Origin of the sequence: Photobacterium alginatilyticum (assembly GCF_009910675.1) — a bacterium.
GTDB lineage: Bacteria > Pseudomonadota > Gammaproteobacteria > Enterobacterales > Vibrionaceae > Photobacterium > Photobacterium alginatilyticum.
This window is the reverse complement of the sequence record NZ_RSEJ01000017.1, coordinates 1-26,967: the sequence shown is the minus strand read 5'-3', so window position 1 is coordinate 26,967 and position 26,967 is coordinate 1. Positions and strand designations below refer to the sequence as shown.

Below are 26,967 nucleotides of genomic sequence, written 5' to 3'. Positions count from 1 at the left end.
AGAGCCGATTGCCTATTCTTTATGCTGCTGTCGAAGCCCTCTCATTTTCCGTTGTTGTCAGCAGAAAATGAGAGAATCATTATTGGTTAAGCCTAGTGAGCAACGCCACCTTCGGTGAGTTTTTTCGGGTTGAGGAGCGACTCAAGCTCTGAACGGCTGAGATCTGTTTCCTCTTCCGCGACATCGATAATCGGCCTTTGTTCTTTGTAGGCTTTCTTGGCTATTTCTGCGGCTTTCAGATAGCCAATTACCGGATTGAGCGCTGTCACCAATATCGGGTTCTTTGCCAGAGCCAACTGCAAGTTATCTTCCCGGACGGTGAAGCTACCGATGGCTTTATCTGCCAGCAGCGTGGATGCATTGGCAAGTAGCTCAATACTCTGTATGAGGTTAAGCGCGATCACAGGCAGCATTACATTGAGCTGGAAATTACCTGATTGTCCACCAACGGTGATTGTGGTGTCATTGCCGATAACCTGAGCTGCAACCATAGCCGCTGCCTCGGGGATCACAGGGTTCACTTTACCCGGCATGATAGAGGAGCCCGGTTGAAGAGCTTCTAATTCTATTTCGCCCAGACCGGCAAGCGGGCCTGAGTTCATCCAACGTAAGTCATTGGATATTTTCATGACGGCCACCGCAGCTGTCTTGAGCTGGCCAGATAAGGCGACAATGGCATCCTGGCTGCCCAGGTTATAGAAAAAGTTATCGCTGCAGGAGAAATTGATTTCTGTCGAGACAGAGATATTATTGGCAAAAATAGCCGCGAATTCTGGCTCGGCATTGATCCCGGTACCTACCGCGGTGCCACCCTGGGCCAGTGCTGTCACATTTTCCAGCGCATGTGTGATGCCCAACTGCGCTTTTTCAAGTTGTATCTTCCAGCCCTGCAGTTCCTGGCCGAGTGTGACTGGCATAGCATCCATCAAGTGGGTACGGCCTGTTTTTACCACGTGGCCAACAGATTCCGTTTTGCTATCAATAGTGTCAATCAGGTGCTGCAGTGCAGGAAATAGCTGGAAGTGGCAGGTAAGGGCGGCACTGACCTGAATAGTGGTCGGGATGACGTCATTACTGCTTTGCCCCATGTTGACATGGTCGTTGGGGCTGACCGTTTTACCACTTTTCTGGCTGGCCAGAGTGGCTATCACTTCATTGGCATTCATGTTTGAGCTGGTTCCTGAACCTGTCTGGAAGACATCGATAGGAAACTGCTCCAAATGTTGGCCGTCAATGATTTCCTGGCAGCTATCAATAATGGCGTGGGCAATATTATGCTCGAGTAACTTGAGCTCTAAATTGCTGCGTGCCGCTGCTTGCTTGACAAAAGCCAGTGCCTGAATGAACTGCTTGGGCATGGTAATGCCGCTGATCGGAAAGTTGTCGACAGCTCGCTGGGTCTGAGCCTGATAGAGGGCATCTTGCGGGACGTGAACATCGCCCATGCTGTCTTTCTCGATGCGATAACGGGAGTTCATGATAGATATCCTTAGAATCCGGAGGTGTGGTGTAATTGCAAGAGGTTACGTTGCAGAGAATGAAGCTGGCGCTTCCCTTCGTCTGACTGGCCGTAATGTTTCTTCAACGCCAATAAAGGGCAATGCAGATGATCAAGGCAGATGCGGCGGAAAATTCGCGAATGCCCTCTATGCGCAATGGCGTCTGTGAGATGAAAGAATACTCGGCGTAAAAAGAGTTCTTGAAGCAAAGGGTTATAGTTAGGCGAGTGGCGACAGTAATAGGAGGCGAGATTAAGCCCTGACTGGACAAACTCGATAATGATATCAGGCTCGAAACCAGGTATGACAGGGTGATTAAGAAATCGCTCTTCTGCTTTGAAAAATAGGCTATAGAGCCGTGCTTTTTTTTCCATGTAGTGAACCAACCCCTTGCAGTGATCGAATTGATAATTATTATCATCTAAGGTTGAAATGTGCAAGGTGCAATAATGGTTTACGATTAAGTTTATACTATCTTTCTCATTGGCCTTGCCGGTAGGCGAGGGTTGGTTTGCAATAATATATTGCGCCCCCCTTTATTTGTGAGCGGAATATCGTGTGGTGTTCGCAATTACCCTTAGAGTGAATTCATGTGTTATATGGCATATAACGTGACTTGGCTCACAATCATTTAGCGCTTGTGATCATTGATAGTGTGATTGCTCTGGTATGATGACCTATCACATACTTTTTTGTGGGAAGTAGTATGAAAGTATTAAGTGTCTTTGCGTCTTGGGTGTGCCTTGGCAGCCTGCTTGCAGCGGTACCGGCAATGGCTGATCCGGTTGAAGAGACAACCTCCAGTGCGTTGACCGTCCCCAAGGCGATGAGAATGCTCCAAAACCAAGGCTACCATGATTTCAGGAAGATTAAGGTGGAGCGCGAAGAGAACGAAATTGAAGTTGAAGCGCGAGACAAAGAAGGCCGCAAGGTAGAACTTGAAATCGACCTTTATACGGGCAAGATTACTGATATTGATTAGGCTGATAGCACTCGGCTATCAACCTTTAACCTATCCAACTGTCTGCTGTTTTTCTGCTAGGTTCTGACTAACATTGCGCAGGATTTAGCGGGAAGCCTTATCTGATAACACGTATCGTTGTTATTATTGTCTGGACACGCCTTCCCGGATGTCACTACTTCAGCGGTTTCAATTAATGTGCCGTCCATATCGAGCAAGTCCATATAGTTACCTGCCGGAAGCGAAATAGTGTTCTCCTTGCTACCGTTGTTGATCACCACGATACCGGTATCCCCGCGTTGGAACATCAGCAGATCGTCACTATGATCGAAGCTGTGCATCGGTTCGCCATGGGTAAGGTTATGGAACCGGATCATGTTTTGCATCATAGGATCCTGCCAGGTATCGAGCCATCTTGGTTTTCCGTTATCCGACAGAATACCGCTGGTATCCAAGTCCGAGTAGATCAGTGGTACGCCACCGTCACGGCCCAGCACGTAACAATAGGCCAGTCGCTCGTTGTGCTCGGTCATGACTTGGTTGAGGAACACGTCATTGTTGGGAATGTCGTGGGTCGTTGCGAAGGTAATAGCTCGATCATTAGCAAGCGCCTGACCGACAGAGTATGGATTGGCTAGATCCGTGATCGGTTCTCCTTTTTCAAACACGTTGAAAAGAGAATGAAATAACGGGAAGTCATACGCGCCAAGCCGGGTGTCTTTTAGGTATGGCTTGAGAAATAGCTCATATTCTTCTTTCGTTGCGCCACCGTCGGTAATGATCTCTCCGAAAATGTGGGTGCCTTCACTGATCTTTTCGTCCCAAACCTGTTGAATGTGCTCAAGGGTCAAATGTTTGGCCGCGTCAATACGAAATCCACTTATACCTAATAGCTTTAACGCTTTTAGGTAGGACTGTTGTATTTTTACTACATTATTATTGCATTTGAGCGTCGGTAACCCGGGATCTTCATGCCCGCTGCTAATACGGCCGTTCTGTACTTGCCATGGATCTTTCCAGTTTTCGATCGGAAATGCCTGAACAAAGTCACTTTCGGTGAAAAGCGGTTGAGATAAATCGCCAAATAACCTTATCGATTCAAAATATTCTTCTTTCTCGTCATAGTCTTGCAATATGCCCGCGTTAGGGTAGTCAAGATCAGTGCGAAGATCGGACTCGTTGGCCATGTGGTTGAATACAATATCGGCATAAACCAGCAAGTCGTGTTGTTTTAAGGTTGTTGTCATCTGCTCGAAATCAGCAGTATTGCCGAGTTGGTTGTCAATAACCCGGTAGTCCTGTGGTTGGTATCGTTGCCACCATTGAGTGCCTTTGTTCGTTATTTTGGACTTCATCGGTGGCGATACTAGTACCGCTTTGAAGCCTGATTTGGCAATGGCTTCGGCATTTTCAGCTATACGGCTGTAAGGCCAGTCAAAGGCATGGAGAATAACATTGGTTGCCTTTGGCGATAGGTGAGTTGAAAAGCTCGTCGTCATGTTTTGTGCTTCCATTAACAATCTACAGAAAGTCTACTGGCTGTATTTGAAAAAGTATTCAGCTATCTACCTCCCAAAGAGGTAGGAGACAGGGGGAGTAGAGCCGTTTAGCTAGCAAATTCGGGCGCTCCGTGAATTATGACAATTATATAAAATCTCGTTATTGATATTTCCCACCAATAAATAAGAGGACGAGACAGTCACTGTCGGAGTGAAAGGAGTAGTTGTCATACCAATAAGTGTGAACGTTGTAATAAATTTTTACTTTTGTAATGTATCAATCAAGATTCACTGCAAAAGCATTCTCAATAAGCATGGAAATGTGATATATATGAGCATGATTGCTTACTAACAAGGAGGTACACTATGGCTGGTGTTTTAGGAATGATTTTGGCAGGTGGAGAAGGGTCGCGTCTGCGTCCGTTGACGGATACGCGTACAAAGCCTGCAGTGCCATTTGGAGGTAGTTACCGCCTGATAGATTTCGCATTAAATAATTTCCTTAATGCTGATCTGATGAAGATTTATGTACTGACTCAGTTTAAATCTCAGTCACTCTACGTACATATGAAGAAAGGCTGGAATGTTTCAGGTATTACGGGCCGGTTTATTGACCCGATCCCTGCACAGATGCGGATGGGTAAGCGCTGGTATGATGGCACGGCAGATGCTATTTACCAGAATCTGCGTTTTGTTGAACTCGAAGAGCCGGATCAAGTTTGTATTTTCGGTAGCGACCATATTTACAAAATGGATGTTAAGCAGATGCTTGACTACCACCTGGAGAAGAAAGCGGATCTAACGGTATCGGCCCTACGTATGCCGTTGAGTGAAGCCAGTGCTTTCGGGGTGATAGAAGTGGATGCCAATGGCTGCATGGTCGGTTTTGAGGAAAAGCCTGAGAATCCGAAGTCGATTCCGGGTGATCCTGATCATGCGTTAGTCTCCATGGGGAACTATATTTTTGAAACTGGCGTACTGAGTAAAGAGCTCGAGGAAGACGCAGTCAACGAACAGTCAAGCCATGACTTCGGCAAAGATATTATTCCTAAACTGTTTCCGCTGGGTAAAGTATTTGTCTATGACTTTACGACCAATGTGATCCCGGGAGAGAAGAGTACAGGATACTGGCGCGATGTTGGTACCATCGAGTCTTACTGGCAGGCACATATGGATTTGTTGTCAGAAGATGCACCGTTTTCTCTATATAACCGTCAGTGGCAGCTGCACACCTTCTATCCGCCACTCCCGCCCGCAACAGTGCTTGATAGTGATGAGCACAAGGTTGATACCAATAACTGTATGATATCGGCTGGTAGCTATATTCGTGGCGCTAAAGTTTATAAGTCAGTATTGGGCTTCCGTACCAATGTTGATCATGGCACCACCATCAGTGAGTCAGTCATTTTGGGTGATGTAAAGATCGGTGCAGGCTGTTCGATTCGCCGTGCTATTATCGATAAGAATGTTCATATCGCACCTGGTACGATTATCGGTGAGAATCTTGAAGAAGATAAGAAGAAGTACCATGTGTCAGACGAAGGAATTGTCGTGATACCAAAAGGAGCAAAAGTTGGTTACTAGAAAGAAACCGATGTCAGGAAAATCGCTCAAGATTTTATTTGTGGCGTCTGAAGTCGAAGGTTTGGTCAAAACCGGTGGTTTGGCTGACGTTGCCAAGTCATTGCCTTCAGCGCTTAAAGAAATGGGGCATGATGTTCGTATTGTCATGCCGCTGTATCAGAAGGTTGCAAATTCTGAGCAGGCAGAGACACTGCTTGATACCGAGTTATATGTAGCTCCTCAGCCGGCACCTGTGAGTTATCAGGTGAAGGCGCTGGAGAGTGGCAAGGTGACTGTCTACGGCGTTGATGCGCCTCAGTATTTTGCGCGCCCCGAACTGTATGCGGAAAACAACCAGGCATATTCTGACAACGGTGAAAGGTTTGCATTTTTCAGTGCCGCATCGTTAGATTTATGTGAGAAGATGGGCTTTCAGCCGGATGTTGTTCATTGTAATGATTGGCATACTGGCCTGGTTCCCTTCCTGCTCAGGACTCGGTACGCCGATGATGCGTTTTTTGCCCAGACGAAAAGCGTGATCACAATCCATAATGCGGTATTCAAAGGCGTATTTAATTACGATCAGTACAGTTTGATCCCTGAGCTGATTCAGCGTCGTTATATCAATGCTGAAGTCGACCCTTCCCATGTCAGCATGCTAAAAGCCGGTGTGGCTTATGCCGACAAGGTCAATGCCGTCAGCCCGAATTATGCCTCTGAATTACTCACGCATTTAGGCTCGCACGGAATGGAAGCCGACTTTCAGGCCCGTGCTGCTGATCTCTACGGCATCGTGAACGGCTGTGACTATCAAGACTGGAACCCAGAAACGGATCCCTTTATTAAGCAGAGTTTTAAAGCCAATAAGGTTAGCCTGGTGCGAGGTAAAAAAGCGTGTAAACGTGATTTACAGCAACAGGTCGGCCTACCGGTTGAAGATGTACCGCTTTATGGAATGGTTTGCCGTCTGACCGAGCAAAAGGGTATTCACTATATCATTCCGATGTTGAAAGACTTCCTGGTCAATGATGTACAGGTGGTGATAGTTGGTACGGGTGATCCCAAGCTGGCTGCGGCACTGCGTGATATAAGTGAAGCGCATAAAGAGAAGTTTGCGTTTGTCGAGGCCTACAGCAATCCGCTGGCACATTGTGTCGAGGCCGGTGCAGATTTCTTTATGATGCCATCTGAGTTTGAGCCGTGTGGATTGAATCAGATGTATAGTCTTGCCTATGGCACCTTGCCGATTGTACGTGGGGTGGGTGGTCTGAAAGATACCGTGATCGACTATGATCAGACTCCGCAGGTGGCAACGGGCTTTATTTTTGATGCACCGATGCCGGAAGCCTTGCTGATCAAACTCCAGCGCAGCCTGTTGTTATACAGCCAGAAACCACAAGAGTTTAAGCGCCTGCAGCAAAATGCAATGGCGTGTAAGTTTGAATGGAAAGAATCGGCTGAGCAATATGTCAGTATGTACATGGGACAAGAGCAGGGACGTGTTGCTTCCCCTCAGACTCCCGAGTATTTAGCGTAGAATAGCTGCTGCTCAGTTATAGCTAATAAGATAGCAAGCAATATCCTCTCAAAGCCCTCTTTCATGAGGGCTTTGCTTTTTCTGGAATACAACCGCTCATCATAATGGCTGATTATCCTCTGATGGCATTTATTTTGTCGACGTGAGTCAAGAAATCACTGCTGATACTTTGAACAGTATAATAAAAGTGTAATAATTTTGAAGCTTGAAATAAATGGCGGGCATTTGATCTTCGCTTAAGTCGGGGGGCTTATTTTCAAGCCGTATACGGCACTGTTTATGTTGCCGAAAAAATTATATGCGTATAGCTGTATTATAAGAATCGTAAAGGGAATCAATGTCTAATCTAACTCTTCGGCAAAAACTGGCGCTTTCGGCCAGTATCGCCATTATCTTGGGTGGAATGCTGGTGACAGCACTTTCATTTATCTCCTCGTTGGGTCGTCTTGATGATGATCTTAATGATCGGCTTCGCGGTGTTGCATCGGCCTATAACAATTACGTTATTGATTGGATGGATTCAAAAGCCTCGGCTCTGTCGGCGATGCCAGTGAATGCGGCAAATGATGCCTTGACCGAACACTTAAAACAGGTTCGGGACTCGGCAAAATTCGACAATGTGTTTCTTGCCTTTAGCGATGGAAGTCAGGTGAATGCCAATGATGTCCAGCTTCCTCCGGGCAACAACGATCCGCGCAAATGGGGTTGGTATCAAAATGCCATTAAACTTAATGGCGCTGTAACGGTAGAAAACCCGACGATTGCGGCAGCAACAGGCGCAACGGTTGTTTCTATGGGCAAGGCGTTAACAGTGTCAGGCCAGCGTGCAGTGCTTGGTGCGGATGTCGAGATGGCGAACATCATCAAACAGCTGGAGGAGGTGACATTGCCTGGTGAAGGGTACATGTTCATCGCTAATGCCGAAGGGAATGTTTTTGCTCATGCTGATTCATCGCTGTTGAATAAGGCGATTAGCACGATTGACAGCGATCTGACTGATACCTTGATCAAGAACTTAGCTCGTGAAGGACATATCGAGAAGAAGGTACTAAACGGTAATGAAAGCTTTGTTTTTGTTGCGCCGATTGAAGGCAAGGGGCTAAACACTGTTGTTGTGATTGACTATGACTCTGTCGTGGCGCCCCTTTACAGTACGCTCTATGATCAAATGCTGACGACGCTGCTGGTTGTGATTATTTGTGTCTTCTTGTTTAACCTGCTTTGTGGGTATTTGTTCAGGCCTCTGAAGCAAGTATCCAATGCCCTGGCGTTGATCGCGCAGGGCGGCGGCGATTTAACCCAGCGTATAGAATTGGACAGCAAGGATGAAGTGGGTGAGTTAGCTTCAAACTTTAATCAGTTTGTAGCCAGCTTGCAGTTGCTGATTGGCCATATTCGTACCCAAGGTGTTGAGCTAAGCCAGACGTCGAGTGAAGGGGTACAACGCGCAGATAAGTCGGCTCGTGATCTACAGTGCCAGCAAGATGAGATCGCTATGGTGGCAACGGCTGTTACAGAGATGGCTTCAGCGACTCAGGAAATTGCTTCTCATGCCGAACAGACTGCCCGGGCGGCGCAGGACTCGACAACTCATACTCACAGCGGCAGCGAGCTGGTGGCTCAGAGCAAGGTATCAATCAATAATCTGGCTACAGAAGTGAGCGAAGCGACAACGGTTATCAGTGAACTTAATGACCATGCCCAGGGGATCAACAGTATTTTGTCGACCATCCAGGGGATTGCTGAACAAACGAACTTGCTGGCCCTGAATGCGGCTATCGAAGCGGCACGCGCAGGCGAGCAGGGGCGTGGTTTTGCTGTTGTGGCAGATGAAGTAAGAGTGTTGTCTCAGCGAACTCATACCTCGACAGAAGAAATCCAGTCAATGATTGCGACATTACAGCAAACGACATCTAAAGCCGTTAACCTGATGGAAACCAGCTCGCAACTGGCACAGTGCTCGGTAGATGATGCCGATCAGGCGACGGCGGCACTGGAACAAATCAATGATTCGGTAGCCATGATCAGTGATATGGCCACTCAGATTGCAACAGCTGCGGAAGAGCAAACGCATGTCACCGATGAAATCACACAGAATACAACCACGATTAAAGATGTGACCGATCAGCTAGCGAATGATGCCAGCGAGGCTCGCCAGCAGGCTGAGCACCTTAGTACTCAGGCAACTAACCTGAATGACAAAGTGGCGACATTCGTAGTGTAACGAAATTAAGTTGGTTGCATACAGTCAGGGTTTAATACCCTGAACCTAGAACTGAAAGCCTGCGTAACCTTAGTCGGTATCGCAGGCTTTTTTATAGAGTTATTCGCTGAGCTGCTGTCCGCAGGCAATTAGCTGATGCTTGATGTCATTGACATGGTCAACAAGGGGCTCATTGAGGTGGTAAATTCCGACAGTTCCGGTCTGGGCCTTCTGATCCAGCGTGAGCGGTACGATATTCGATTGCGAGAAATAATCAGCCATGCTCAGCGGGTAGGGCATGATTGCAGTGGTGGTCGTGAGGATATCTATGCTTGCCGTGAGTGAGTTGATCTCATAGACGATGCGCTCAGAGACTTTTTTCCTTTCCCGCTCCAGTTGTTTGGGCTGCGGGTTCTCGATGAGGTGCTGATAGGTTTCGGAGTCCGGCGTGACCTGAAGCAACGGGTAGAGTTCGGTATCGGAGTCTTTTCCCTGATTGAGCAGTAACGGATGGGACTGGTGAACGAACAGGGCTTCTTTATCCTGGAGAAGAGGTATAAAGCTGACATTACAGCGTCGTGACAGGCCGATGATTTCGTGCCCGATAAACAGGTCAATTTGTCCATGGATCAACATATCCATTAGCTTGAGGTGGTTACCGAACTCCAGTTGAATAGAGATAGAAGGGTAATTGTGGCTGTATTGTTGCAGTGCTTGCTTGACGAACACCTCCCACCAGGCATCACCTGTCCCCATTCTGATCTTCTCGGTCTTTCGCTCTTTGAGATCGGCCATTTTGTGTAGCAGGGCATCATGGCGACGTTGTAGTTCAAGAGCCTGCTCCTGTAAGAGCTGGCCATACTCGGTGAGCTCTACGCCTTTTGATTTACGGATAAAGAGCGGAACATCAAAGCTCGCTTCCAGCTTTTTCATATTGCTGGTCAGTGTCGGCTGGCTGAGCCCTAGGTGGCTGGCTGCCAGGCTGATATTGCCCAGTTCGGCAACGATAAGGAATTGTTTGTAGCTTTTATCCATAGGGAAAAGAAGAACAGGAAAATAATAACGACAAGTCTCACATTTATTTGAATCGAAGAAAATGCGCAATGCCTAATTCTTGTGATCATGGTCGCCTAAATCCGCTTTGATATAGATTATATCTATATCATTTTGGGTTTTATGTATTTTAAAACCGCAGAAAACAGTTTTATGATATCGGCAATAAAGATATCACTTGTTTGATTTTGCCTTTTTAGGGAGCCAATTTTCATGAAGATGACGCCGAAGTGGTGGCATGATGCTGTTGTTTACCAGATTTATCCTCGTAGCTATTGTGATTCTAACAATGACGGCATGGGGGATCTGCAGGGGATCATCGGCAAGCTGGATTACCTGAAAAAACTGGGTGTAAACGTGATCTGGCTATCACCAGTGTACCGCTCGCCAATGGATGACAATGGCTATGATATTTCTGATTATCAGGATATCGCCCCTGAGTTTGGCACCATGGAAGACATGCAGCAGCTACTGGCTGAGGCCAAACAGCGTGACATTCGAATTATCATGGATTTGGTGGTAAACCATACTTCCGATGAGCACCCGTGGTTCATTGAATCACGTAAGTCAAAAGATAACCCATATCGAGATTACTATATTTGGCGTCAGCCAAAAGAAGACGGTTCTGTGCCAGATGATCAAGGTTCCGTGTTTGGCGGTGGTGCGTGGGAGTTTGATGAGACGACGGGTGAATACTACTACCATATCTTTTCAAAGAAGCAGCCTGATCTGAACTGGGAAAATCCGAAGGTTCAGGAAGAAGTACACAAGATGATCAACTGGTGGATCGATCAGGGTATTGGTGGATTCCGCCTTGACGTAATTGACTTGATCGGCAAAGAAATTGACAAGAAGATCACGGGTAATGGTCCGCGTCTTCATCAGTTGATCCAGGAAATGAACCAGGCGACCTTTGGCAAAAAAGATCTGTTAACGGTAGGCGAAACCTGGGATGCCACTCCTGAGATTGCCAAGCTGTATAGCAACCCTGCACGCAACGAGTTCTCGATGGTATTCCAGTTTGAGCATATCTCTCTGACCTGGAAGTACGGTGACAAGTGGAATCCAATCGATCTTGACTTGCCTCAGTTCAAACGTGCCCTGACTAAATGGCAGGTAGAATTGGCTGAGGAAGGCTGGAATTCCCTGTTCTGGAATAACCATGATTTGCCGCGTGTGGTCTCTAAGTACGGTGACGTCGGTCGATATCGTGTAGAGTCGGCCAAGATGCTGGCGACAACGATGCATATGATGAAGGGCACGCCTTATGTCTATCAGGGTGAAGAAATCGGTATGACCAATGTTGCCTTCGACAGCATTGATGATTACCGTGATATCGAGACCCTGAATTTCTACAAAGAGCGAACCGAGAACGGTGTTGCACCTGAAACAATGCTGGCTGCGGTACACGAAAATAGCCGCGATAATGCCCGAACGCCAATGCATTGGGACCAAACGGATAATGCCGGATTCTCTCAGGCTCAGCCATGGATAAAGGTTAACCCTAACTATCCGGAGATTAATGTAGAAGCTGCCCTGGAAGATCAGAACTCCATTTTCTATCACTATCAGAAGCTGATTGAGCTTCGTAAAGCTTTACCGGTGATTGTGTATGGTGACTTTGAACCTGTATTTGAAGATCACGATAAAGTGTTCGGTTATGTCCGTGTTGATGAGCAACACCGTTTGTTTGTTCTGAATAACTTCACCTCTGAAGAGGTGGTATTGAATATACCGGCAGAGCTGCAAGCTGCTAATGTTGAATGTATTATTTCCAACTATGACTATCGCCAGCAAATAGAGGAAACGGTAACGCTAAAACCGTATGAGTCTTTTGCGGTATTGCTGCCTGCATAACGAATACAACATGAATGATTAACTCGCTATAGCTCCATTCATTGTCTTGGCTCTATTCAATAGTTGTTTGAATAGAGCTTTTTTTTATGGTCATCAGCGGTAAGTCGTATTACTGGTGAAGACGCTCATCTCCAACCACTTGTCCGTCTTTGATGTTAATTATGCGGTGTGTGTGTTTTGCTAGTGCGGTATCGTGAGTTACGACAATAAGTGTTCTTCCTTCCTGGTGTAATTCATTGAACAGGGCTTCAATTTCGGCACCTGATCGTGAGTCTAGTGCACCTGTTGGTTCGTCAGCTAAGATGATCTGCGGATCGTTAACTAGCGCGCGGGCAATAGCCACACGTTGTTTTTGACCGCCAGACAGCTGGTTCGGCTTATGATCCATGCGATCGCCCAACCCGACTCGTTCTAATAAATATGCCGCTTTTTCTCGCCGCGCTTTTGCTTTTATCCCTCGGTAGACTAAAGGCAGCGCGACATTGTCCAACGCACTGGCATATTCCAACAAGTTGAATCCCTGAAAAACGAAGCCGATGTTTTGGTTGCGTATCATCGCCAGTTGTTTACTGGTCATGACTGAAACATCTTCATTATTGAGGTGGTAATTACCCAAAGTGGGCTTATCGAGGCAGCCTAACACATTCATGAGTGTTGATTTACCTGAACCCGACGGCCCCAGAATTGATAGGAATTCCCCTCGGTTTATTTCAAGTGAAACTTGGTCCAGTGCGCGAACCGTTTCCTCGCCACTTTGATAGTGCTTACTAATATCTTGTAATTGTACTATTGGGGTCGATGTCGACATACTTGTCCCGCTTGGTTGATTATTTCTTTCAGTCATTTTGCAATGCTTCTAATGGCGTAATAGTGGCGGCGCGATTGGCTGGAAACCATGCTGCAGCAATGCCAACAAGGGCCAAGGACAGCACAACAATGACTACAATGGGCATTGACAGCTCAGGTTTAGGCTTCCCTAATTCGTCATAAATGACGTTGCCGTCGAGCGGTATACTTTGAAGAAGTTCTATCAGGCTAAATGTCAACATTAGCCCGATCACGCCGCCTATTGTCATGGTCAGTAAAGATTGCAATAGATAGTGCCGCTTTATATCGCCTGGTGTGGCACCTACCGCCATTCTGATCCCGATATCACGGGTCGCCCGTTTTACTGTTGCATACATGACGTTGGCAATCCCAATACCCGCAACACCCAAGGTAACTAAGCCAATAATGCCAAGGAAACCCTGCAGTCCAATCAAGAAACGACGCATGGTTTTCTGACGCAATAACAAATCCTGCGTCTGAACAAGCTGATCGTCTTCCATACTGGCCCCGTATTTTCGTGCGATCACCTGCTTTACCTTCTGCGTAACCACAGTCCGAACAACGGTTTTTTTCGGCTCTATATTGATAGCGTTTAATTCACCATTGGGGTTGAAGCGCTGCCATGTTGAAAAAGGGATGAAAACGGCGTAATCCAGAGGAGTTCCACTTTCGATATAAGAGCTATCACTTTTTAATAAGCCAATCAAAGTAAACGTTTCATTGCCGACCTTGACGGTTTTACCAACCGGGTTGGTTGTCAATTTCGGTGAGTCAATCCAGTCAAAATCATCATTATCACTGAAGAGCTGATAGGCGGCACTCTGGCCCAGAATGATGACTTTGCGCTGTTCTTTTATATCCATTGGATTAAACCAACGCCCACCTAGTGCTATGTCAAAGTCCATCAGATCTTTATATCCCGGAAAGACGGCCAAAGGCGACTGCCAGGTGCCATTATCCCCATGAGTTACATTAGTCGTCCAAAGGGCGCTCGGCTCGGCTCTGTTAACAGACGGAAGGGCACGGATCACTCCGATATCCTCGGGCTTTAGTTTGAGCTGCTCTCCCTGATGAAATCGACCGAAATCTTTAATCGCATAGCCGCCATTCAAGTAAATCAGTTTACCGTTACCGCTTTCTGAGCTTCTAATCAGTCCCTGACGAAGGCCTTCACCCGCAGCCAGCATTACTGTAATACAAACCGTTGCCCATACTACGGCCAGGATCGTCAGGAACAGACGTAATTTTTCGGCAGCCATCTCTTGCAATATTTGTCGAATTACAAACATGTCATGCCCTCGCATTTAAGGCTATTACGGGCGTTAATACGGATGCTCTTTTCGCCGGAAAGAAAGATGCGACAAGCGCCAATACACCGGTAACGCCAAGGGTCATTATCACAGCATCAAGGGTAATTTTCGGAATGCCGAGCCAGTCAGGTATTCCGACTGTCGTCATGAGTATCACTGTGCCATAAGAGATCAAAAGTCCAAGCCCGGTACCGGCTAATACCAATAAGCCCCCTTCGGTAATAAACTGCAGCAATATGGATGCTGGCGTGGCGCCAATAGCTAAACGGATACCTATTTCACGTGTACGCTCTGTTACCGATAAAAACATAATGTTGGCAACACCAAGTGCACCTACGGCTAGGGTCATAGTTCCGCTGGCACCAAGAAAGAGCTGGATACCACGAAGCAATGACATGAAGAATTTGGCCTCCCGGCTGAAGTCAGGCAGATATAGCGCGCGATTATCTGTCGGATCAAAATGCTGCTGTTTGGCAAAGAATGAAATCAGGCTTTTCCTCAGAACAACGCCGGAGATCCCCTCTGCGGGTTCAACCAGCAACATGGAAGGGGTCTTCTGCCATAAATCGGTAAAGGTAGGACTTGGCATCATGACCTGTTGCTCGTCATTATCCATACGAACGCCTCCTTCACTTTGCTCGGTTATGCCGATGACAGTAAAAGGAATGCCGTTTACCTTTAGTTGTCCGCCTAAAGATAAATCGCCGATATTCGCTAATTGCCAGCCTACTACGACCACTCGGTTGTGATTTATAATGTCGCTTGGAGTGATATTACGCGAGCCCTTGATTAGCCTGAACTTGCGCCAGGTAACAAAGTGACTGTCAACACCTCGGACGTAGCCGGGTAAACTGCGACCATGCTTATCTGTAACGGATGCCTCCCAGTTCTGGTAAATTACCGAGAGTTTTTTAACGGCTGATTGATGCTCCAGCTGGCGCATTTCAGCTTCGCTGATCTTTATCTCCCGTCTGGCTGGTAATCCTTGCCAGGGCTTGCTGGTCACTCCCTGATAAACCGACTGAGTATCACTCATCAGAATCGAAAATGACTGAGTATTAACCTGATAAAATCCTTCACCAAGCGCCACCAGCACCAATACCGAGACAACCCCCCATATAATGGCAATTATCGCCAGTAAACTTCGTAGCCGGTGGGCGAGCAGAGTTTGTAGCGTTTGTTGAAGCATTGCACTCATGATTGTAATGCCTGTGAGATATGCTTAACGGTATCGTCGTTGAGCTGGCCAACAGATTTAAACAGTGCGACTCGATGTAACCAATATTGGTACAGCAATGATTGCAACAGGTTACGGCTGTCAAACAGGTTATTGTGTGCAGTGATCACATCGTCAGCGTCCGCAAGTCCGGCTTTATAAACGGTTTGTTTATTTTCAAGCGCTTTTTCTCGTGAGCGAATCTGCTTTTTCGCCATTTCAACACGTTGCCAATCGAGGTCGATCTGATTAAAGCGACTTTGAACAAGTTCCCTGATATTGATTTCGACCAAGCGGACATCTTGTTTCGCTTGCAAAACGTCCAGTTTGGCAAGATCAACACTGGCGCGGGTAGCACCATTTAGATCAAGCGGTAAGCTCACAGAGATACTGGCATTTAAATCACTATGATGGGCGTTGTCGTTATCGCTATACATAACCCGCCCGTTGACGACCGGATAGTAACCAGACTGCGCCTGTTCCTGCTTAAGCTCGACCGTTCTGAGTTTTTGTTTGGCAGCAAGTAGCTCGGGGCTATTATTTTTCGCCATGGCTAGCCATTCCGCTTCAGTTTCAATAGCCATACGCGGTTGGGTCAGGTTCTTGGTACTAATTTCATCTATTTGTTGTGGGAAGTGGTTTATCAAGGCTGCGAGGGCCGCTTTCTTTTGTTCAAGCTCGGAGCGTCGAGCCAACAGTTCGGCTTCAATATCAAGCTGATTTGCCCGGGTATCTTCGAACTCGGTTGACATTACCTTGCCAGCTTTAAATTTCTGCTCAATGACATTGAGCATCTTAGTTCCTTCTTTTAGCTTTTGTTCCGCAAGGCGAAGATCTCCCTGAGCTTTGGCCAGTTCCAGATAGGCAGTAATGAGTTTTTCAGCTAAGTCGTTGTGTGCCTGTAGGCTTCTTAATTGCGATTCCAATGCAGATGCTTCAGATGCATCCAGTTGTGACCACTTACTGTTATCCCACAGAACCTGAGTTAAAGTCACGTCGTAGCCATTGCTATCTTTGTCGTGTTCATTCCAGTTGCTGCTGGCACCAAGTGATAATTCCGGAAGCAACTGACTACGACTGCTGCGAATATTTGCCTCACCTACTTTTTCGTTAATCAGTGCTTTCTGGTAGTTGGGGTCATAAGATTTTGCTGCGTTCCAGGCTTGTTCGATCGTCAAAGCGTAACTTGGCATACCTGTGCTTAGCAGTAACAGAAATAGCCCGGAATATAGTGCTTTTGGCATGACGGTATCTTTGAACCGCCCATATAATTGATGGTTAGACATTAGGACCTCCCATCATACTTGAATCTACGATCTCATCTCCGTCAGACAGGCCTGAGATCACCTCAACATTAATGCCATCAGACAGGCCTAGCTTCACAGGTTTCGTATGGAAGCCCTGCTTAGATTCGTCGGCGACCAGTACTTCCGGTGTTTCTCCCTCAAACTGCAATACACGCTCCGGAATGGTCGTAACCGATTCCGCCTTTTTAAGGGTTATTTGGGCTGTTGCCGAGAAGCCGGAGCGGATTGTAATGCCTTCCGGGAACTGAATATCACCGACTTCAACCTCAAAGCCATTATCAAAGCTCTGGTTCTTATTGCTTGTTGTCGCATTTAGCTTTTCTGACTGGACGGCAACCTTTTTTAAGATGCCGGTTAATTCTTGGTCAGAATACGGAGCTAGAGTCAGTGTAACGGGCATGCCGACATGAAGTTGCGCCGCATCATGCTCGCTGACGCTGCCTTTGAAAATCATGTCCTTCATATCCGCCAGTGACATCATTTCTGTTGCGGACTGGCTGGATTCAGTTGAGATGATTGGCTCGCCAACTTCTACTTTTAGGTTGAGAACCGTACCGCTGATGGGGGCGAAGATAGTCGATGTCAGCTTTGATGTCCCTATCGAAGACTCGCCACTGCGGATTAAATCCAGGTTTTGTTGCTTTTGCTGAAGATCGGCAATTGCTCGCTTCACTTTGGCCTTAGCTTCAATATATTGCCCGTAGTTTTCCGGTACGATTTTCTGAACGACAAGACGTTTAAGGTTATCTAGCTGAATTTGACTGGATTCTAGCTCGGCTTCGCTTGCCATCAGTTCAGTCATTGCCTGGGTAAGCCGCGCAGGTGTTGGATTGGGACGAATTTTAAATAGAGGTGTACCGACTTCAACATTATCACCTTCCTGGTGATAAACCTCGCCGACAATCCCTTCAATCTGGGATTTTATCTGTACCGAATGGGCTGGAACTATCTGTCCAACAGCGACTGCTTGCTTTTCAATCGTCCCGATTGATGCCGTAATGACAGGCAGAGTGTTATCAGTCTCCGATACTGGATACAAGTAATACCCGACACCGGCCAAGCAAACAATAGTCAATGACATTGCTATCCAGCGTTTTTTCATAATGAATTCCGTGGTTGAAAAGGTGATAAAGAGAGTGTCAATCGCAGCGAAAGTATGCCTAAACAGACAACGATTCTTTGTACTTATTTGTCATGTTTTGTATGAGACAGTTTGATTTCCAGAAGCATTAAACAGTAATTAGTTATCGTAAGTCAATAAGTAATTATCATTTTATGGCAGGGTGTTCATGCAAGAGCCGCTAAGACCTCTTGTAGAAACACTTGGTGTCATTAGCTCTGGCACTCAGTTTTAACTCGTAATAAAATTGGACTATATGTATTAATCATACAAATCGGCTCACGAAAGAAAAGATCTAATGACGGGGTGTTTTTTTGATAGTGATCAAATGATTGTGCTCACTGTCTGCGAAATTAGGGATATTGCAACCTCGGCTGATTTCATTATTACAGGCTGAATTGCTGTACTAACAAATACAATTTTATGGGAAGAAAATGCTGCATTATCAATATACAGAGCATGATGTTATCTTCACGCTGCCTTATCGGGGAGATGAGCTTTATCTGGTTGGGACTTTCAGTAATTGGCAAAAGCAGGCGGCATTCAAATTTGAAAAAAACGGCAACGGCTTTGTACTGAGAAAAACGAGAAATGAACTGAACAAAATTGGTAACTCAGGTTATATAGAATACTGTCTATGGGGGGATGATGCGTCTCAGCCGCTTCCGTTTAACAATGAATACCCGGTTGGCTATTACTTCAATAGCCAAAGCTTTGATAGTCAAGGTAACGGCGGGTGCAATTACTTATTGTTGCCGGAAAATATCAGCCAAACAGAGCTGTTCCAAATAGCCGAAGACAGCCAATGTTCATTTAAAGTCAAACAGTCAGCGGCAGAGTTCTCGTCCGAATATACCTTGGCAAACTTTCGTCAGGTTGAAGGGGGGAATATCGCTGAGGGTAACCTTTTTCGATCTTATCATCCGCTTGTTCCATCCCGTTCTGAGCATGTTGCTCTGTGTGATGTTGAAGTACAGCGTCAGGGCGTCGCGATGAAATTGCTTGAACGGCACGGTGTTCGTACTGTGATTAATTTATCTGAAACATCACAACAGCTGGCCAGTTATATCCGTTCGGCTCCAGCCAGCTATTACAAAACACTGTGGTTAGAGCAGCAGGTTGTAAACGTACCGGTAGCCTACGAGACGGTCTATTTTATGTCAGATCGTGATGAAAGCTTTAATGCCGAGGAGCTTGGTTTTCAAAGCGGAATACGGGCGGTGATCCGATACATTGCGGACAACCCAGGTCCTTACCATGTGCATTGTCGCTTGGGTTCGGACAGAACCGGTGTGATTATTGGCTTTCTTCAGCTATTGATGGGGGCCGACAAAGCGCAAATTAGGCAGAATTATTTGCAGACTAACAAGATGGCTATTGGGGAGTACCGAAGCTTCCGTTTGCTCGAACAGGCTTTGTGTCGCGCATTGGGGGAGGATTGTTTTGACAATGATGTTGTCGCTAAGCGCTATCTGCCTAGTTTGGGCTTATCAGGCGCAGTCATTGACAAAGCCTGTCGAAATTTGGCTTGTAACGCGTAGGTGATACCTGTTTCTAACCAGTAATTCCTTATTGGCGTATAACAAAGCCCAGCATGAGCTGGGCTATTGTTCGTCCGCTGCCTCTGACATGGGCAAGGTGTAATACCAATCTACATAAGTATTTGATCATTCTTGCTGGTTAAAATCACTTATAACTGTGTTATGAATTTTGTAATTAGAGCAACTAGTTATCTGCAATTCATGCCTTGTTTTAAGTGATTTTTCCTGCGCAACTATCTGAACAACTACTTATCCAGATTGGTATAATGATTATTCGCGATAGAGAATCGTCATCGATTTGGCACTTTGCATATAGGTCGTCTGAACCTGTCGCTGGTTGAGGCGAGATTCGGATGTATCGCAAACGACGGACCATTTACTTCCGCTAGGCAGGCGATAGCGGGTAGGGATATCAGAGCTATTGACCAGGAACATCAGCTCGTTGCCTGTTTTGTATAACCCCAGATAGAGGGCAAAAGCATTGAGTCCCTGCCAGTCCTCGGCCGTCATCATCTGACCGTTGGAACGATGCCAGTGGATACGGTGATGGCCGCGTTCATGCCCGCTGAAGGCTTTAATAAACGGACTCATTATCTGTTTTCGCGCTGCCAGCATTTGCGTTAGCCATGTATTGAAGCGCTTATCATCCTTGCTAAGATCCCAGTCGGCCCAGCTAATCTCGTTATCCTGGCAGTAGGCGTTGTTGTTGCCGCCCTGGGTGTGCGAAAGGCTGTCCACGGCAAGCAGGTGAGGGATCCCAAAACTGAACAGCAAGGTTGTCATCAGGTTACGTTTTTGTCGCTCTCGCTTGTATATCACGGAATAGTTGGACGTTTCACCCTCTACCCCATGGTTGTTAGAGCGATTGTCGCCATGCCCGTCACGGTTGTTCTCGCCATTGGCATGGTTGTGCTTATGATTGTAAGAGACAAGATCATGCAGGGTAAAGCCATCATGGTATGAGATAAAGTTGACGGGAAGTTTGTCCGGCCAGCCTCCTGCACTGAACATATCCCGCGACCCCATCAGTCGGGTCGCAAACTCCTTGACGTTATTATTGCCTTCCAGCCAGTAGCTTTTTACCGTATCTCGGAAGCGGTCATTACATTCGTTCCAACCACGCGGGAAGTGACCGAGCTGATAGCCGTCAGGGCCCACATCCCATGGTTCGGCAATGAGTTTGACTTGCCGTAGGATAGGATCCTGGGCGATGGCTTTGAAAAAGGCGCTTTGGGTGTCAAAACGATCTCGTTTTCGTCCCAATGTGGCAGCCAGATCAAAGCGGAAGCCGTCAATTTGATAGTGGGTTACCCAGTTGCGCAGGGTATCTAATACAATATTGAGGCTAGGCTGGTAAGTGAGATCGACGGTATTGCCGCAACCTGTGTAGTTGAGGTAGTTCTTGTTGCTATCTTGTAGGTAGTAGTTTTTATCCAGGCACTTGAAGTGGAACTTAGGACCGCCTTCGCCACCTTCAGCGGTATGGTTAAATACGATATCCATAATCACTTCGATGCCGTTTTTGTGCAGTTCCCGGACCATGGTTTTCAGCTCGGTGACTGCATCGTTAGCCGCGTAGCGTGGTTCGGGGGCCATGAAGCACAGGCTGTTGTAACCCCAGAAGTTGACCTTATCCATTTTCAGCAAATGCGGCTCTGACATACAGGAAGTGACAGGCAATAGCTGAAGGGTGGTGATTCCCTGATCTTTAAAGAACTCGATAACTTGGGGTTGGCATAAACCGAGATAGCTACCCTGGTGCTGTTCGTCGAGTTGGGGGTGTTGCTTGGTGAAACCTTTGACATGGGTTTCGAACAGCACGGTTTCTTCATAAGGAACTTGCGGTAGTGTCGCTTGTTGCCAATCAAATTGGTGATCAACAACAACAGACTTTGCAAATTCCCAGCTCTTATCTGCAGTGAAAGGTTCTACATAAAAGGGGGTTTTATCCAGTGCTTGGGCATATGGATCGAGAACTAGCCGGAGTTCGTGCTTGTCTCTAATTTGATAGCCGTATCGCTGTCCTGCTTTTACGCCTGGAACAAATACATACCGGCATCCCATATATTCGTTGCCAAGTTCAATGGTTGTTCTTTTATTTTCAGCGTCAAACAGAATTAATTTAATTTCTTGGTTATCTGGGCAGTGAATTGAAAAATTACAACCTTGATCACACAATGTAGCCCCTAGTGGATAAGGTTGAGCTAATTTAGCAAACATTTGGTACTTCTCTTTGCTTATTTTACCTATTTATACCCGTTATTAAATCGGGAAAATCTCGTCAGTCAAGGAATGATTTTTTTTGATAGAAATTTAAATTAATTAAGATTACTGATTATTTCATTATTAGTTCAAATAAGTGACTGGCCTCTTATTTTTCTTTTACTTTTCGTATTTTTCTTACAGTATTACGCCTGATCTTCGTGAGGCGTATCACGAAACATCGCTACACCCTAATTACTACGCCCCTCTACTCCTCCCTACTCCCCCCGGTATTAGGAGGATGTGTTTGTCTGAATGAAAGCTGAATATGAGTCCCGAAAGAAAGGCTGCCAGATAGTAGCCAACACAATAATTATGAAGGGACATTCCTATGAAACACAAGTTAGTACCTGTAGCAGCGGCATTACTAACCGCACTAGCTTCCGCCAACGTAGCAGCAGAATCCGGAACAGACGTAATTACTGACGGCTGGGAAGTACACGGCTATGGCTCTATGAACTACCGTATGGTAGAAGGCGAGACAGTTGATACTGAATTTGGTAAGCCTGACTACAAAACTGCAGGTACACACGGTAAAAGTACTAACCAGGTTGAGTTTGTAATTAAGAAACACACTGAGCACCAGAATGGCGTTTGGTCTGACTTTGTTGTTCGCTCTGAATATGGCAATGGTAACTCTTACGCATATTCATCACCTGGTAGCCAGAAAGATAACGACCAAGCTCAGTTTGAAGTGAAAGAAACTTATGTCGAAATTGGTGGCTTTTCTTTCCTAGGTGAAGATACATCTATCTGGGGTGGTCAGCGCTACTTCAACCGAGCAGCAGGTCTTCTTTCTGGTGAGTTCTGGAAACAGTCTTCAGGTGTTGGTGCTGGTATCCAGACTAAACTGGCTGGCAACACAGCAGGTATTGCTGTAGTTTCTGCTGATGCAGATAAGTTCCCTAGCGGTATTGACTTATTACCTGAAGGTGAGCGTAAGACGCTTACATCCATCGATTTATATTACTACGGTGTAAAAGCACTTGGCGGCAGCTTTGATTTCGATCTGAAAGTAATGTCTCAGGCGAACCAAGACTCAAGCTCTGACAGCGGCTTAGGTATGGCAATTACTTATAACCGCGACTACTACGGTCTAGACGGTTGGACTCAGACTGCAATCGCATACGGTGAAGGCGTTGCACAAAACCGTGGCGTAAACTTCGGTAGCTGGGCTGGCGGTAATGATGATGCACAGTCAATCTTCCTGACTTCATACGGTGTACTAAACATTTCAGATAACTGGCAGATGGGTTCTGAATTGACATACATCGGTGCTCTGGATGAACTGTTTGGTGCTGAAGATCTTAAGCGTTACATCGCAGCGGTTCGTCCTTCTTACAAAGTAAACGATAACCTACGTCTTGAAATGACTGCTTCTTACGGTCACGAAGAAGGTAAAGATGGTTACTGGGGCCGCTCTGGCGACTCTGTTGAGAGTGATATCATCAACCTAGAACTAGCTTCAGCGTTCACAGTTAATGCTGACTACTTCGGTCGTCCACAAATCAAACCTTACGTAAGCTACATTAAAGCTGACGATGAGGAGAGTGCTGGTATCATCGGTATTCGCAACGGTGATGACCAAGTTGTTGTTGGTGTTCACACTGAAATCTGGTTCTAAGCCATTTAATGTTAAAGGCAGCCCAAGGGCTGCCTTTTTGAGTATATATCTATTGGATTCTGCTGTAGATTTGTCCGGATGCTAATAGATATATACCCGGGAAATGTTGTTAGGGTATGGGAGATCAAAGATGAAAATAATTAAAACAACACTTGCGGCTTTGCTGGCGGCAAGTTTACTTGGCTGTACGGCTTCCCCTTCAACTGAATTAACAAAAGATATCGCAGTGGCTGCACCAATTTGTTGTAACTCATTTAGTGAGTTTTCTTGGGTGCCAATGAATGGAGATAAGATTGATTTCATCATTGATGACTATTCTCAAGTGAGTGAATTCGCTGAAGGGAAAAGCTATTTTGCGGCATTTGCTATCCCTCGCAATATCGAACGCCTGCAAGTTGATGTAAAAAGCTGGATGAAAATTGCCGGTGTTTTTGCTCCAAAAGTTATTTTGTTAGACCCTGAATTTCAAATTGTTAAGACCATTGCTCTTGATGACTTTGATGTCATGCCAGCAAACCTATTTAGCCTTTCAAGCTACCAGCATCGTATTGTAATGGATCAGCAAACAACGCCTTATATGGTTATCTACTCACCACTGGATTACCGCGAAGGCGAGATCACGATCCCTCATCCGGAGCGTCTTCGTGCTGAAGAACTTGGCCTGGCGAGGCCTATGGTGACCGATCCTGTCATTCAGCATCAGAAATTTGGCTCACTAGAGTTGGATCTGAAACCGCTGAATTTGCGCTCTTATCGTGCTGACGAGTTCGTTGTTTCAGCCTCGGCAACGGCTCCAGTATCGAAAAAGGCACCTGTTAAGGCACCGACTACTGCCGTTGTTGCGCCTGTGCCTGTTGCAGCTGCAGCCTCGACACAGCAATCTAGCACCAATACGGTAAGTACACCGGCTATGTTGCCTGAAACAGAGGCCTTCTATAACTCTCAAATTAAAGCCGCTGTTGAGAAGAATGATATGCACAAAGCGCTTCAGCTCCTGGAAGAAGCCAAGCGTGCCGGATCTCGTTCAGCCGAAACGACTTTCGTTGAGCTTATCAAAAAGTAGCCGCTATAAACTGACCACGCCAGGGCGATGACCATCTGTCCTGGTGTGGTTTGAGAATACGGGTAAGCCTTTACCCGTTCTCGCATCTCTCTAATCTCCACTATTAGCTTTCTGAGTTAACCTATCATGACTGACGTTAAGAAACTCAAAACACCTGATAAGCATGTTGTCTATCAGGTATTTACTCGCTTGTTTGGAAATACCAACACAACCAATAAAGCCTGGGGCACCATTGAGGAAAACGGTGTCGGGAAATTCAATGACTTTACGGATAAAGCATTAAGCGAGATCCGTCAGCTGGGTGTAAGTTATATTTGGTATACCGGTGTGCCTCATCATGCGTTGGTACGAGACTATAGCCAGTATGGGATCAGTGCCGATCATCCCAGTGTGGTAAAGGGGCGCGCGGGCTCGCCATATGCAGTAAAAGACTATTACAACGTTAATCCTGATCTTGCCGTCGATCCGGCCAGGCGTCTTGAAGAGTTTCAGGCTCTTATAGAGCGTAGCCATCAACATGGCCTGAAAGTCATCATTGATATCGTACCGAATCATGTCGCACGACGTTACGAAGGACTGACGAACCCGGTCGGTGTCGAGGATTTTGGCGCATCTGATGATACGACACAGGCCTATCACCGGGATAATAATTTTTATTACATTCCGGGCGAAGCCTTCAGACTGCCAGAACCTGAAAATGGTTATCTGCCTCTAGGCGGCGAAGCCCATCCGGATTTGAATACCTCTTATGAAGAGTACCCTGCCAAATGGACCGGTAATGGTTCGCGCTTGGCTCAGCCAAACTTCGATGACTGGTACGAAACGGTCAAGGTAAATTATGGTGTCAAACCAGATGGGACTAAAGATTTTGATGAGTTACCGAAGGGGTATGAGCTAAAAGATCACCATGAGCATTACTTATTCTGGCAAGATAAGTCAGTACCTGATTCGTGGATTAAATTCCGTGATATCGCCTTGTACTGGCTAAAGCTTGGTGTCGACGGTTTCCGTTATGACATGGCGGAAATGGTACCGGTTGAGTTTTGGAGTTTTATGAACTCTTCAATCAAGCAGGCAAACCCGGATGCCTTCTTGATGGCTGAAGTCTACCAGCCGCACCTATATCGTGACTATATCCACCTCGGTAAGATGGACTATCTCTACGACAAAGTGGATCTGTATGACAGCCTGAAGTTAGTGATGCAGGGCAAGGGCTCTACCGATGCGATTGCCGAAGTGCAGGAGCAGTTGGAAGATATTGAACACCATATGCTGCACTTTCTTGATAACCATGACGAGCAGCGAGTCGCCAGCCCTGAGTTTGCCGGAGATGCCAACAAAGGCATACCAGCGATGCTGGTGTCGACAACGTTGAGTACCTCACCGACCATGGTGTATTTCGGGCAGGAAGTGGGTGAAGCCGGTGCTGATGATGCCGGGTTTGGTCTTAAATCACGTACGACGATCTTTGATTATTATGGCGTCCCTAGTCACCAGCGTTGGATGAACGATGGTGAGTTTGACGGCGGTTTACTCACTGATGAAGAAAAGGCATTACGCGATTTCTACCAGCGTCTGCTTAATTTCTCGCTGACTAACTCGGCAATGACGGGTCAATACCAAGAGATTCACCGTTATAACCGGAAGAACAATCCGAGCTATAACGATCAGCTATTTTGTTTCAGTCGATATGACGAACAGCAAAAACTGTTGATCATTGCCAACTTTGCCGAGAGTGATCATGGCACCACAGACGTTATTATACCTGCGGCTTTAATCGATGCATGGAGCCTCAGAGATGGTACCTACGAGCTGAAAGAGCAGCTTTATGGCAATGAAGACGTATTGCTATCGGTTGCAGACGGAAAAGGCAATGTCTGTATCGAACTACCGCCGCTGGCTTCGAAGGCGTTTGCCCTGAGCTAGTTTCGCAACTATCTGAGCAGATAAGTCCAGATCAGGTCAATAAAGTAAAGCCGCTGACATATTCAGCGGCTTTGTCATTTAAGACGATGTCCCGTCCTGAGATAACTTGTCACTTATTTCTTAGGAGGGTAAGGATCACTAGTCGGGAAATACGGTGTACACCAGCCACGATCTTCGATGTACCAGCTACAGTGATCAGATGCCACAGCAATGTTGACAGAGAATAAGCTGACGGCAATCAGTAGTGCTTTCAACTTCATCATTCTTCTCCTCGTAAACAGCTTTACGTCTACAATCCAAATGAACCCGGCAGGAGTTATTTGGGTATACATATAGAACATGTTTCTTGCCATTTATTACACAGAAGTGATGACTTTCCCGGTTTAAAGCAACAGGGTAATACGGATCTATCCTGCATGGCGGTTCGCCTTCTGAGAATGGAAGAAGTAGATATACCCAAGCTACCTCAAGATGCTCGTTTCAGCGAGAATTACTTGGCTTGTAGGCTAGGCACCGATTAGAAAATCTAGTGGCTCTAAATTAATAATCGGTAACAACGCATAGAAGCCAAGTAAACTCGCCCTTTGGGAGTGAGCCA

General features: G+C 46.4%; 20 protein-coding genes. 9 read left to right on the top strand and 11 right to left on the bottom strand.

Going from position 1 to position 26,967, the window contains the following annotated elements; translation table 11 throughout:
- Positions 1–92: 92 nt before the first annotated feature.
- Together EIZ48_RS15935 and EIZ48_RS15930 are read right to left on the bottom strand one after the other, a co-directional pair.
- Positions 93–1,478: a class II fumarate hydratase gene (locus EIZ48_RS15935; RefSeq protein WP_160653357.1), complete on the bottom strand. Its 1,386-nt coding sequence runs from the start codon at positions 1,476–1,478 to the stop codon at positions 93–95.
- 11 nt (positions 1,479–1,489) lie between these two features.
- Positions 1,490–1,873: a hypothetical protein gene (locus tag EIZ48_RS15930; protein ID WP_160653355.1), complete on the bottom strand. Its 384-nt coding sequence runs from the start codon at positions 1,871–1,873 to the stop codon at positions 1,490–1,492.
- 332 nt (positions 1,874–2,205) lie between these two features.
- Here EIZ48_RS15930 and EIZ48_RS15925 point away from each other — a divergent pair, with 332 nt between their 5' ends.
- Positions 2,206–2,481 (top strand): PepSY domain-containing protein, encoded by a 276-nt coding sequence (locus tag EIZ48_RS15925; protein WP_160653352.1) that lies wholly within the window; start codon positions 2,206–2,208, stop codon positions 2,479–2,481.
- 56 nt (positions 2,482–2,537) lie between these two features.
- On the opposite strand, the gene EIZ48_RS15920 is transcribed toward EIZ48_RS15925, so the two are convergent.
- Positions 2,538–3,959 carry an alpha-amylase family glycosyl hydrolase gene (locus EIZ48_RS15920; RefSeq protein ID WP_160653349.1) on the bottom strand — a complete coding sequence of 474 codons (1,422 nt, stop codon included), beginning with the start codon at positions 3,957–3,959 and terminating at the stop codon, positions 2,538–2,540.
- A 366-nt stretch (positions 3,960–4,325) separates the two neighbouring features.
- Between EIZ48_RS15920 and glgC the strand changes: the two genes are divergently transcribed.
- From glgC to EIZ48_RS15905, 3 genes are all read left to right on the top strand, one after another.
- Positions 4,326–5,543, top strand: a complete 1,218-nt coding sequence (gene glgC / locus EIZ48_RS15915; RefSeq protein ID WP_160653346.1) for a glucose-1-phosphate adenylyltransferase — start codon at positions 4,326–4,328, stop codon at positions 5,541–5,543.
- Positions 5,544–5,553: 10 nt separating this feature from the next.
- Positions 5,554–7,059: a glycogen synthase GlgA gene (gene glgA, locus EIZ48_RS15910; RefSeq protein WP_439126582.1), complete on the top strand. Its 1,506-nt coding sequence runs from the start codon at positions 5,554–5,556 to the stop codon at positions 7,057–7,059.
- Between the two features lie 337 nt (positions 7,060–7,396).
- Entirely contained in the window at positions 7,397–9,283 is a 1,887-nt protein-coding gene (locus EIZ48_RS15905) for a methyl-accepting chemotaxis protein (protein WP_160653340.1), read from the top strand.
- Between the two features lie 99 nt (positions 9,284–9,382).
- Here the strand turns inward: EIZ48_RS15905 and EIZ48_RS15900 are convergent, their stop codons facing one another.
- Positions 9,383–10,297 carry a LysR family transcriptional regulator gene (locus EIZ48_RS15900; protein ID WP_160653337.1) on the bottom strand — a complete coding sequence of 305 codons (915 nt, stop codon included), beginning with the start codon at positions 10,295–10,297 and terminating at the stop codon, positions 9,383–9,385.
- Positions 10,298–10,534: 237 nt separating this feature from the next.
- On the opposite strand from EIZ48_RS15900, the gene EIZ48_RS15895 reads away from it, so the two are divergent.
- Positions 10,535–12,172, top strand: coding sequence for a glycoside hydrolase family 13 protein (locus EIZ48_RS15895; protein WP_160653581.1), 1,638 nt, complete (start codon positions 10,535–10,537; stop codon positions 12,170–12,172).
- 109 nt (positions 12,173–12,281) lie between these two features.
- Here EIZ48_RS15895 and EIZ48_RS15890 read toward each other — a convergent pair whose 3' ends face one another.
- The 5 genes from EIZ48_RS15890 to EIZ48_RS15870 are packed head-to-tail and all read right to left on the bottom strand — an operon-like array spanning position 12,282 to position 17,935.
- Positions 12,282–12,980 (bottom strand): ABC transporter ATP-binding protein, encoded by a 699-nt coding sequence (locus EIZ48_RS15890; RefSeq protein ID WP_160653334.1) that lies wholly within the window; start codon positions 12,978–12,980, stop codon positions 12,282–12,284.
- A gap of 28 nt (positions 12,981–13,008) precedes the next feature.
- On the bottom strand, positions 13,009–14,289 hold the full coding sequence (locus tag EIZ48_RS15885; protein ID WP_160653331.1) for an ABC transporter permease: 1,281 nt from the start codon (positions 14,287–14,289) through the stop codon (positions 13,009–13,011).
- A 1-nt stretch (position 14,290) separates the two neighbouring features.
- A complete protein-coding gene (locus tag EIZ48_RS15880) occupies positions 14,291–15,508 on the bottom strand; it encodes an ABC transporter permease (RefSeq protein ID WP_160653328.1) in 1,218 nt (405 codons plus the stop codon).
- Positions 15,505–16,812, bottom strand: a complete 1,308-nt coding sequence (locus EIZ48_RS15875; RefSeq protein WP_240152989.1) for a TolC family protein — start codon at positions 16,810–16,812, stop codon at positions 15,505–15,507. The genes EIZ48_RS15880 and EIZ48_RS15875 overlap by 4 nt, the downstream gene beginning before the upstream one ends.
- Positions 16,805–17,935: an efflux RND transporter periplasmic adaptor subunit gene (locus tag EIZ48_RS15870; RefSeq protein ID WP_160653325.1), complete on the bottom strand. Its 1,131-nt coding sequence runs from the start codon at positions 17,933–17,935 to the stop codon at positions 16,805–16,807. Before EIZ48_RS15870 ends, EIZ48_RS15875 begins: the two co-directional genes overlap by 8 nt.
- 452 nt (positions 17,936–18,387) lie before the next feature.
- Between EIZ48_RS15870 and EIZ48_RS15865 the strand changes: the two genes are divergently transcribed.
- A complete protein-coding gene (locus tag EIZ48_RS15865) occupies positions 18,388–19,494 on the top strand; it encodes a tyrosine-protein phosphatase (protein ID WP_160653322.1) in 1,107 nt (368 codons plus the stop codon).
- Between the two features lie 270 nt (positions 19,495–19,764).
- On the opposite strand, the gene glgX is transcribed toward EIZ48_RS15865, so the two are convergent.
- Positions 19,765–21,714 (bottom strand): glycogen debranching protein GlgX, encoded by a 1,950-nt coding sequence (glgX, locus tag EIZ48_RS15860; RefSeq protein ID WP_160653319.1) that lies wholly within the window; start codon positions 21,712–21,714, stop codon positions 19,765–19,767.
- 373 nt (positions 21,715–22,087) lie between these two features.
- Between glgX and EIZ48_RS15855 the strand changes: the two genes are divergently transcribed.
- From EIZ48_RS15855 to EIZ48_RS15845, 3 genes are all read left to right on the top strand, one after another.
- Entirely contained in the window at positions 22,088–23,380 is a 1,293-nt protein-coding gene (locus tag EIZ48_RS15855; RefSeq protein WP_160653316.1) for a carbohydrate porin, read from the top strand.
- Between the two features lie 130 nt (positions 23,381–23,510).
- Positions 23,511–24,443 (top strand): MalM family protein, encoded by a 933-nt coding sequence (locus tag EIZ48_RS15850; RefSeq protein ID WP_160653313.1) that lies wholly within the window; start codon positions 23,511–23,513, stop codon positions 24,441–24,443.
- Positions 24,444–24,569: 126 nt separating this feature from the next.
- Positions 24,570–26,369 (top strand): alpha-amylase family protein, encoded by a 1,800-nt coding sequence (locus EIZ48_RS15845; RefSeq protein ID WP_160653310.1) that lies wholly within the window; start codon positions 24,570–24,572, stop codon positions 26,367–26,369.
- 113 nt (positions 26,370–26,482) lie between these two features.
- Here EIZ48_RS15845 and EIZ48_RS15840 read toward each other — a convergent pair whose 3' ends face one another.
- On the bottom strand, positions 26,483–26,632 hold the full coding sequence (locus tag EIZ48_RS15840; protein ID WP_160653307.1) for a hypothetical protein: 150 nt from the start codon (positions 26,630–26,632) through the stop codon (positions 26,483–26,485).
- Between the last annotated feature and the right edge of the window lie 335 nt (positions 26,633–26,967).

Bases quoted from the DNA above. Each gene is read 5' to 3' on its own strand.
- EIZ48_RS15935 (WP_160653357.1), bottom strand. From the start codon at position 1,478: ATGAACTCCCGTTATCGCATCGAGAAAGACAGCATGGGCGATGTTCAC.
- EIZ48_RS15930 (WP_160653355.1), bottom strand. From the start codon at position 1,873: ATGGAAAAAAAAGCACGGCTCTATAGCCTATTTTTCAAAGCAGAAGAG.
- EIZ48_RS15925 (WP_160653352.1), top strand. From the start codon at position 2,206: ATGAAAGTATTAAGTGTCTTTGCGTCTTGGGTGTGCCTTGGCAGCCTG.
- EIZ48_RS15920 (WP_160653349.1), bottom strand. From the start codon at position 3,959: ATGACGACGAGCTTTTCAACTCACCTATCGCCAAAGGCAACCAATGTT.
- glgC (WP_160653346.1), top strand. From the start codon at position 4,326: ATGGCTGGTGTTTTAGGAATGATTTTGGCAGGTGGAGAAGGGTCGCGT.
- glgA (WP_439126582.1), top strand. From the start codon at position 5,554: ATGTCAGGAAAATCGCTCAAGATTTTATTTGTGGCGTCTGAAGTCGAA.
- EIZ48_RS15905 (WP_160653340.1), top strand. From the start codon at position 7,397: ATGTCTAATCTAACTCTTCGGCAAAAACTGGCGCTTTCGGCCAGTATC.
- EIZ48_RS15900 (WP_160653337.1), bottom strand. From the start codon at position 10,297: ATGGATAAAAGCTACAAACAATTCCTTATCGTTGCCGAACTGGGCAAT.
- EIZ48_RS15895 (WP_160653581.1), top strand. From the start codon at position 10,535: ATGACGCCGAAGTGGTGGCATGATGCTGTTGTTTACCAGATTTATCCT.
- EIZ48_RS15890 (WP_160653334.1), bottom strand. From the start codon at position 12,980: ATGTCGACATCGACCCCAATAGTACAATTACAAGATATTAGTAAGCAC.
- EIZ48_RS15885 (WP_160653331.1), bottom strand. From the start codon at position 14,289: ATGTTTGTAATTCGACAAATATTGCAAGAGATGGCTGCCGAAAAATTA.
- EIZ48_RS15880 (WP_160653328.1), bottom strand. From the start codon at position 15,508: ATGAGTGCAATGCTTCAACAAACGCTACAAACTCTGCTCGCCCACCGG.
- EIZ48_RS15875 (WP_240152989.1), bottom strand. From the start codon at position 16,812: ATGTCTAACCATCAATTATATGGGCGGTTCAAAGATACCGTCATGCCA.
- EIZ48_RS15870 (WP_160653325.1), bottom strand. From the start codon at position 17,935: ATGAAAAAACGCTGGATAGCAATGTCATTGACTATTGTTTGCTTGGCC.
- EIZ48_RS15865 (WP_160653322.1), top strand. From the start codon at position 18,388: ATGCTGCATTATCAATATACAGAGCATGATGTTATCTTCACGCTGCCT.
- glgX (WP_160653319.1), bottom strand. From the start codon at position 21,714: ATGTTTGCTAAATTAGCTCAACCTTATCCACTAGGGGCTACATTGTGT.
- EIZ48_RS15855 (WP_160653316.1), top strand. From the start codon at position 22,088: ATGAAACACAAGTTAGTACCTGTAGCAGCGGCATTACTAACCGCACTA.
- EIZ48_RS15850 (WP_160653313.1), top strand. From the start codon at position 23,511: ATGAAAATAATTAAAACAACACTTGCGGCTTTGCTGGCGGCAAGTTTA.
- EIZ48_RS15845 (WP_160653310.1), top strand. From the start codon at position 24,570: ATGACTGACGTTAAGAAACTCAAAACACCTGATAAGCATGTTGTCTAT.
- EIZ48_RS15840 (WP_160653307.1), bottom strand. From the start codon at position 26,632: ATGATGAAGTTGAAAGCACTACTGATTGCCGTCAGCTTATTCTCTGTC.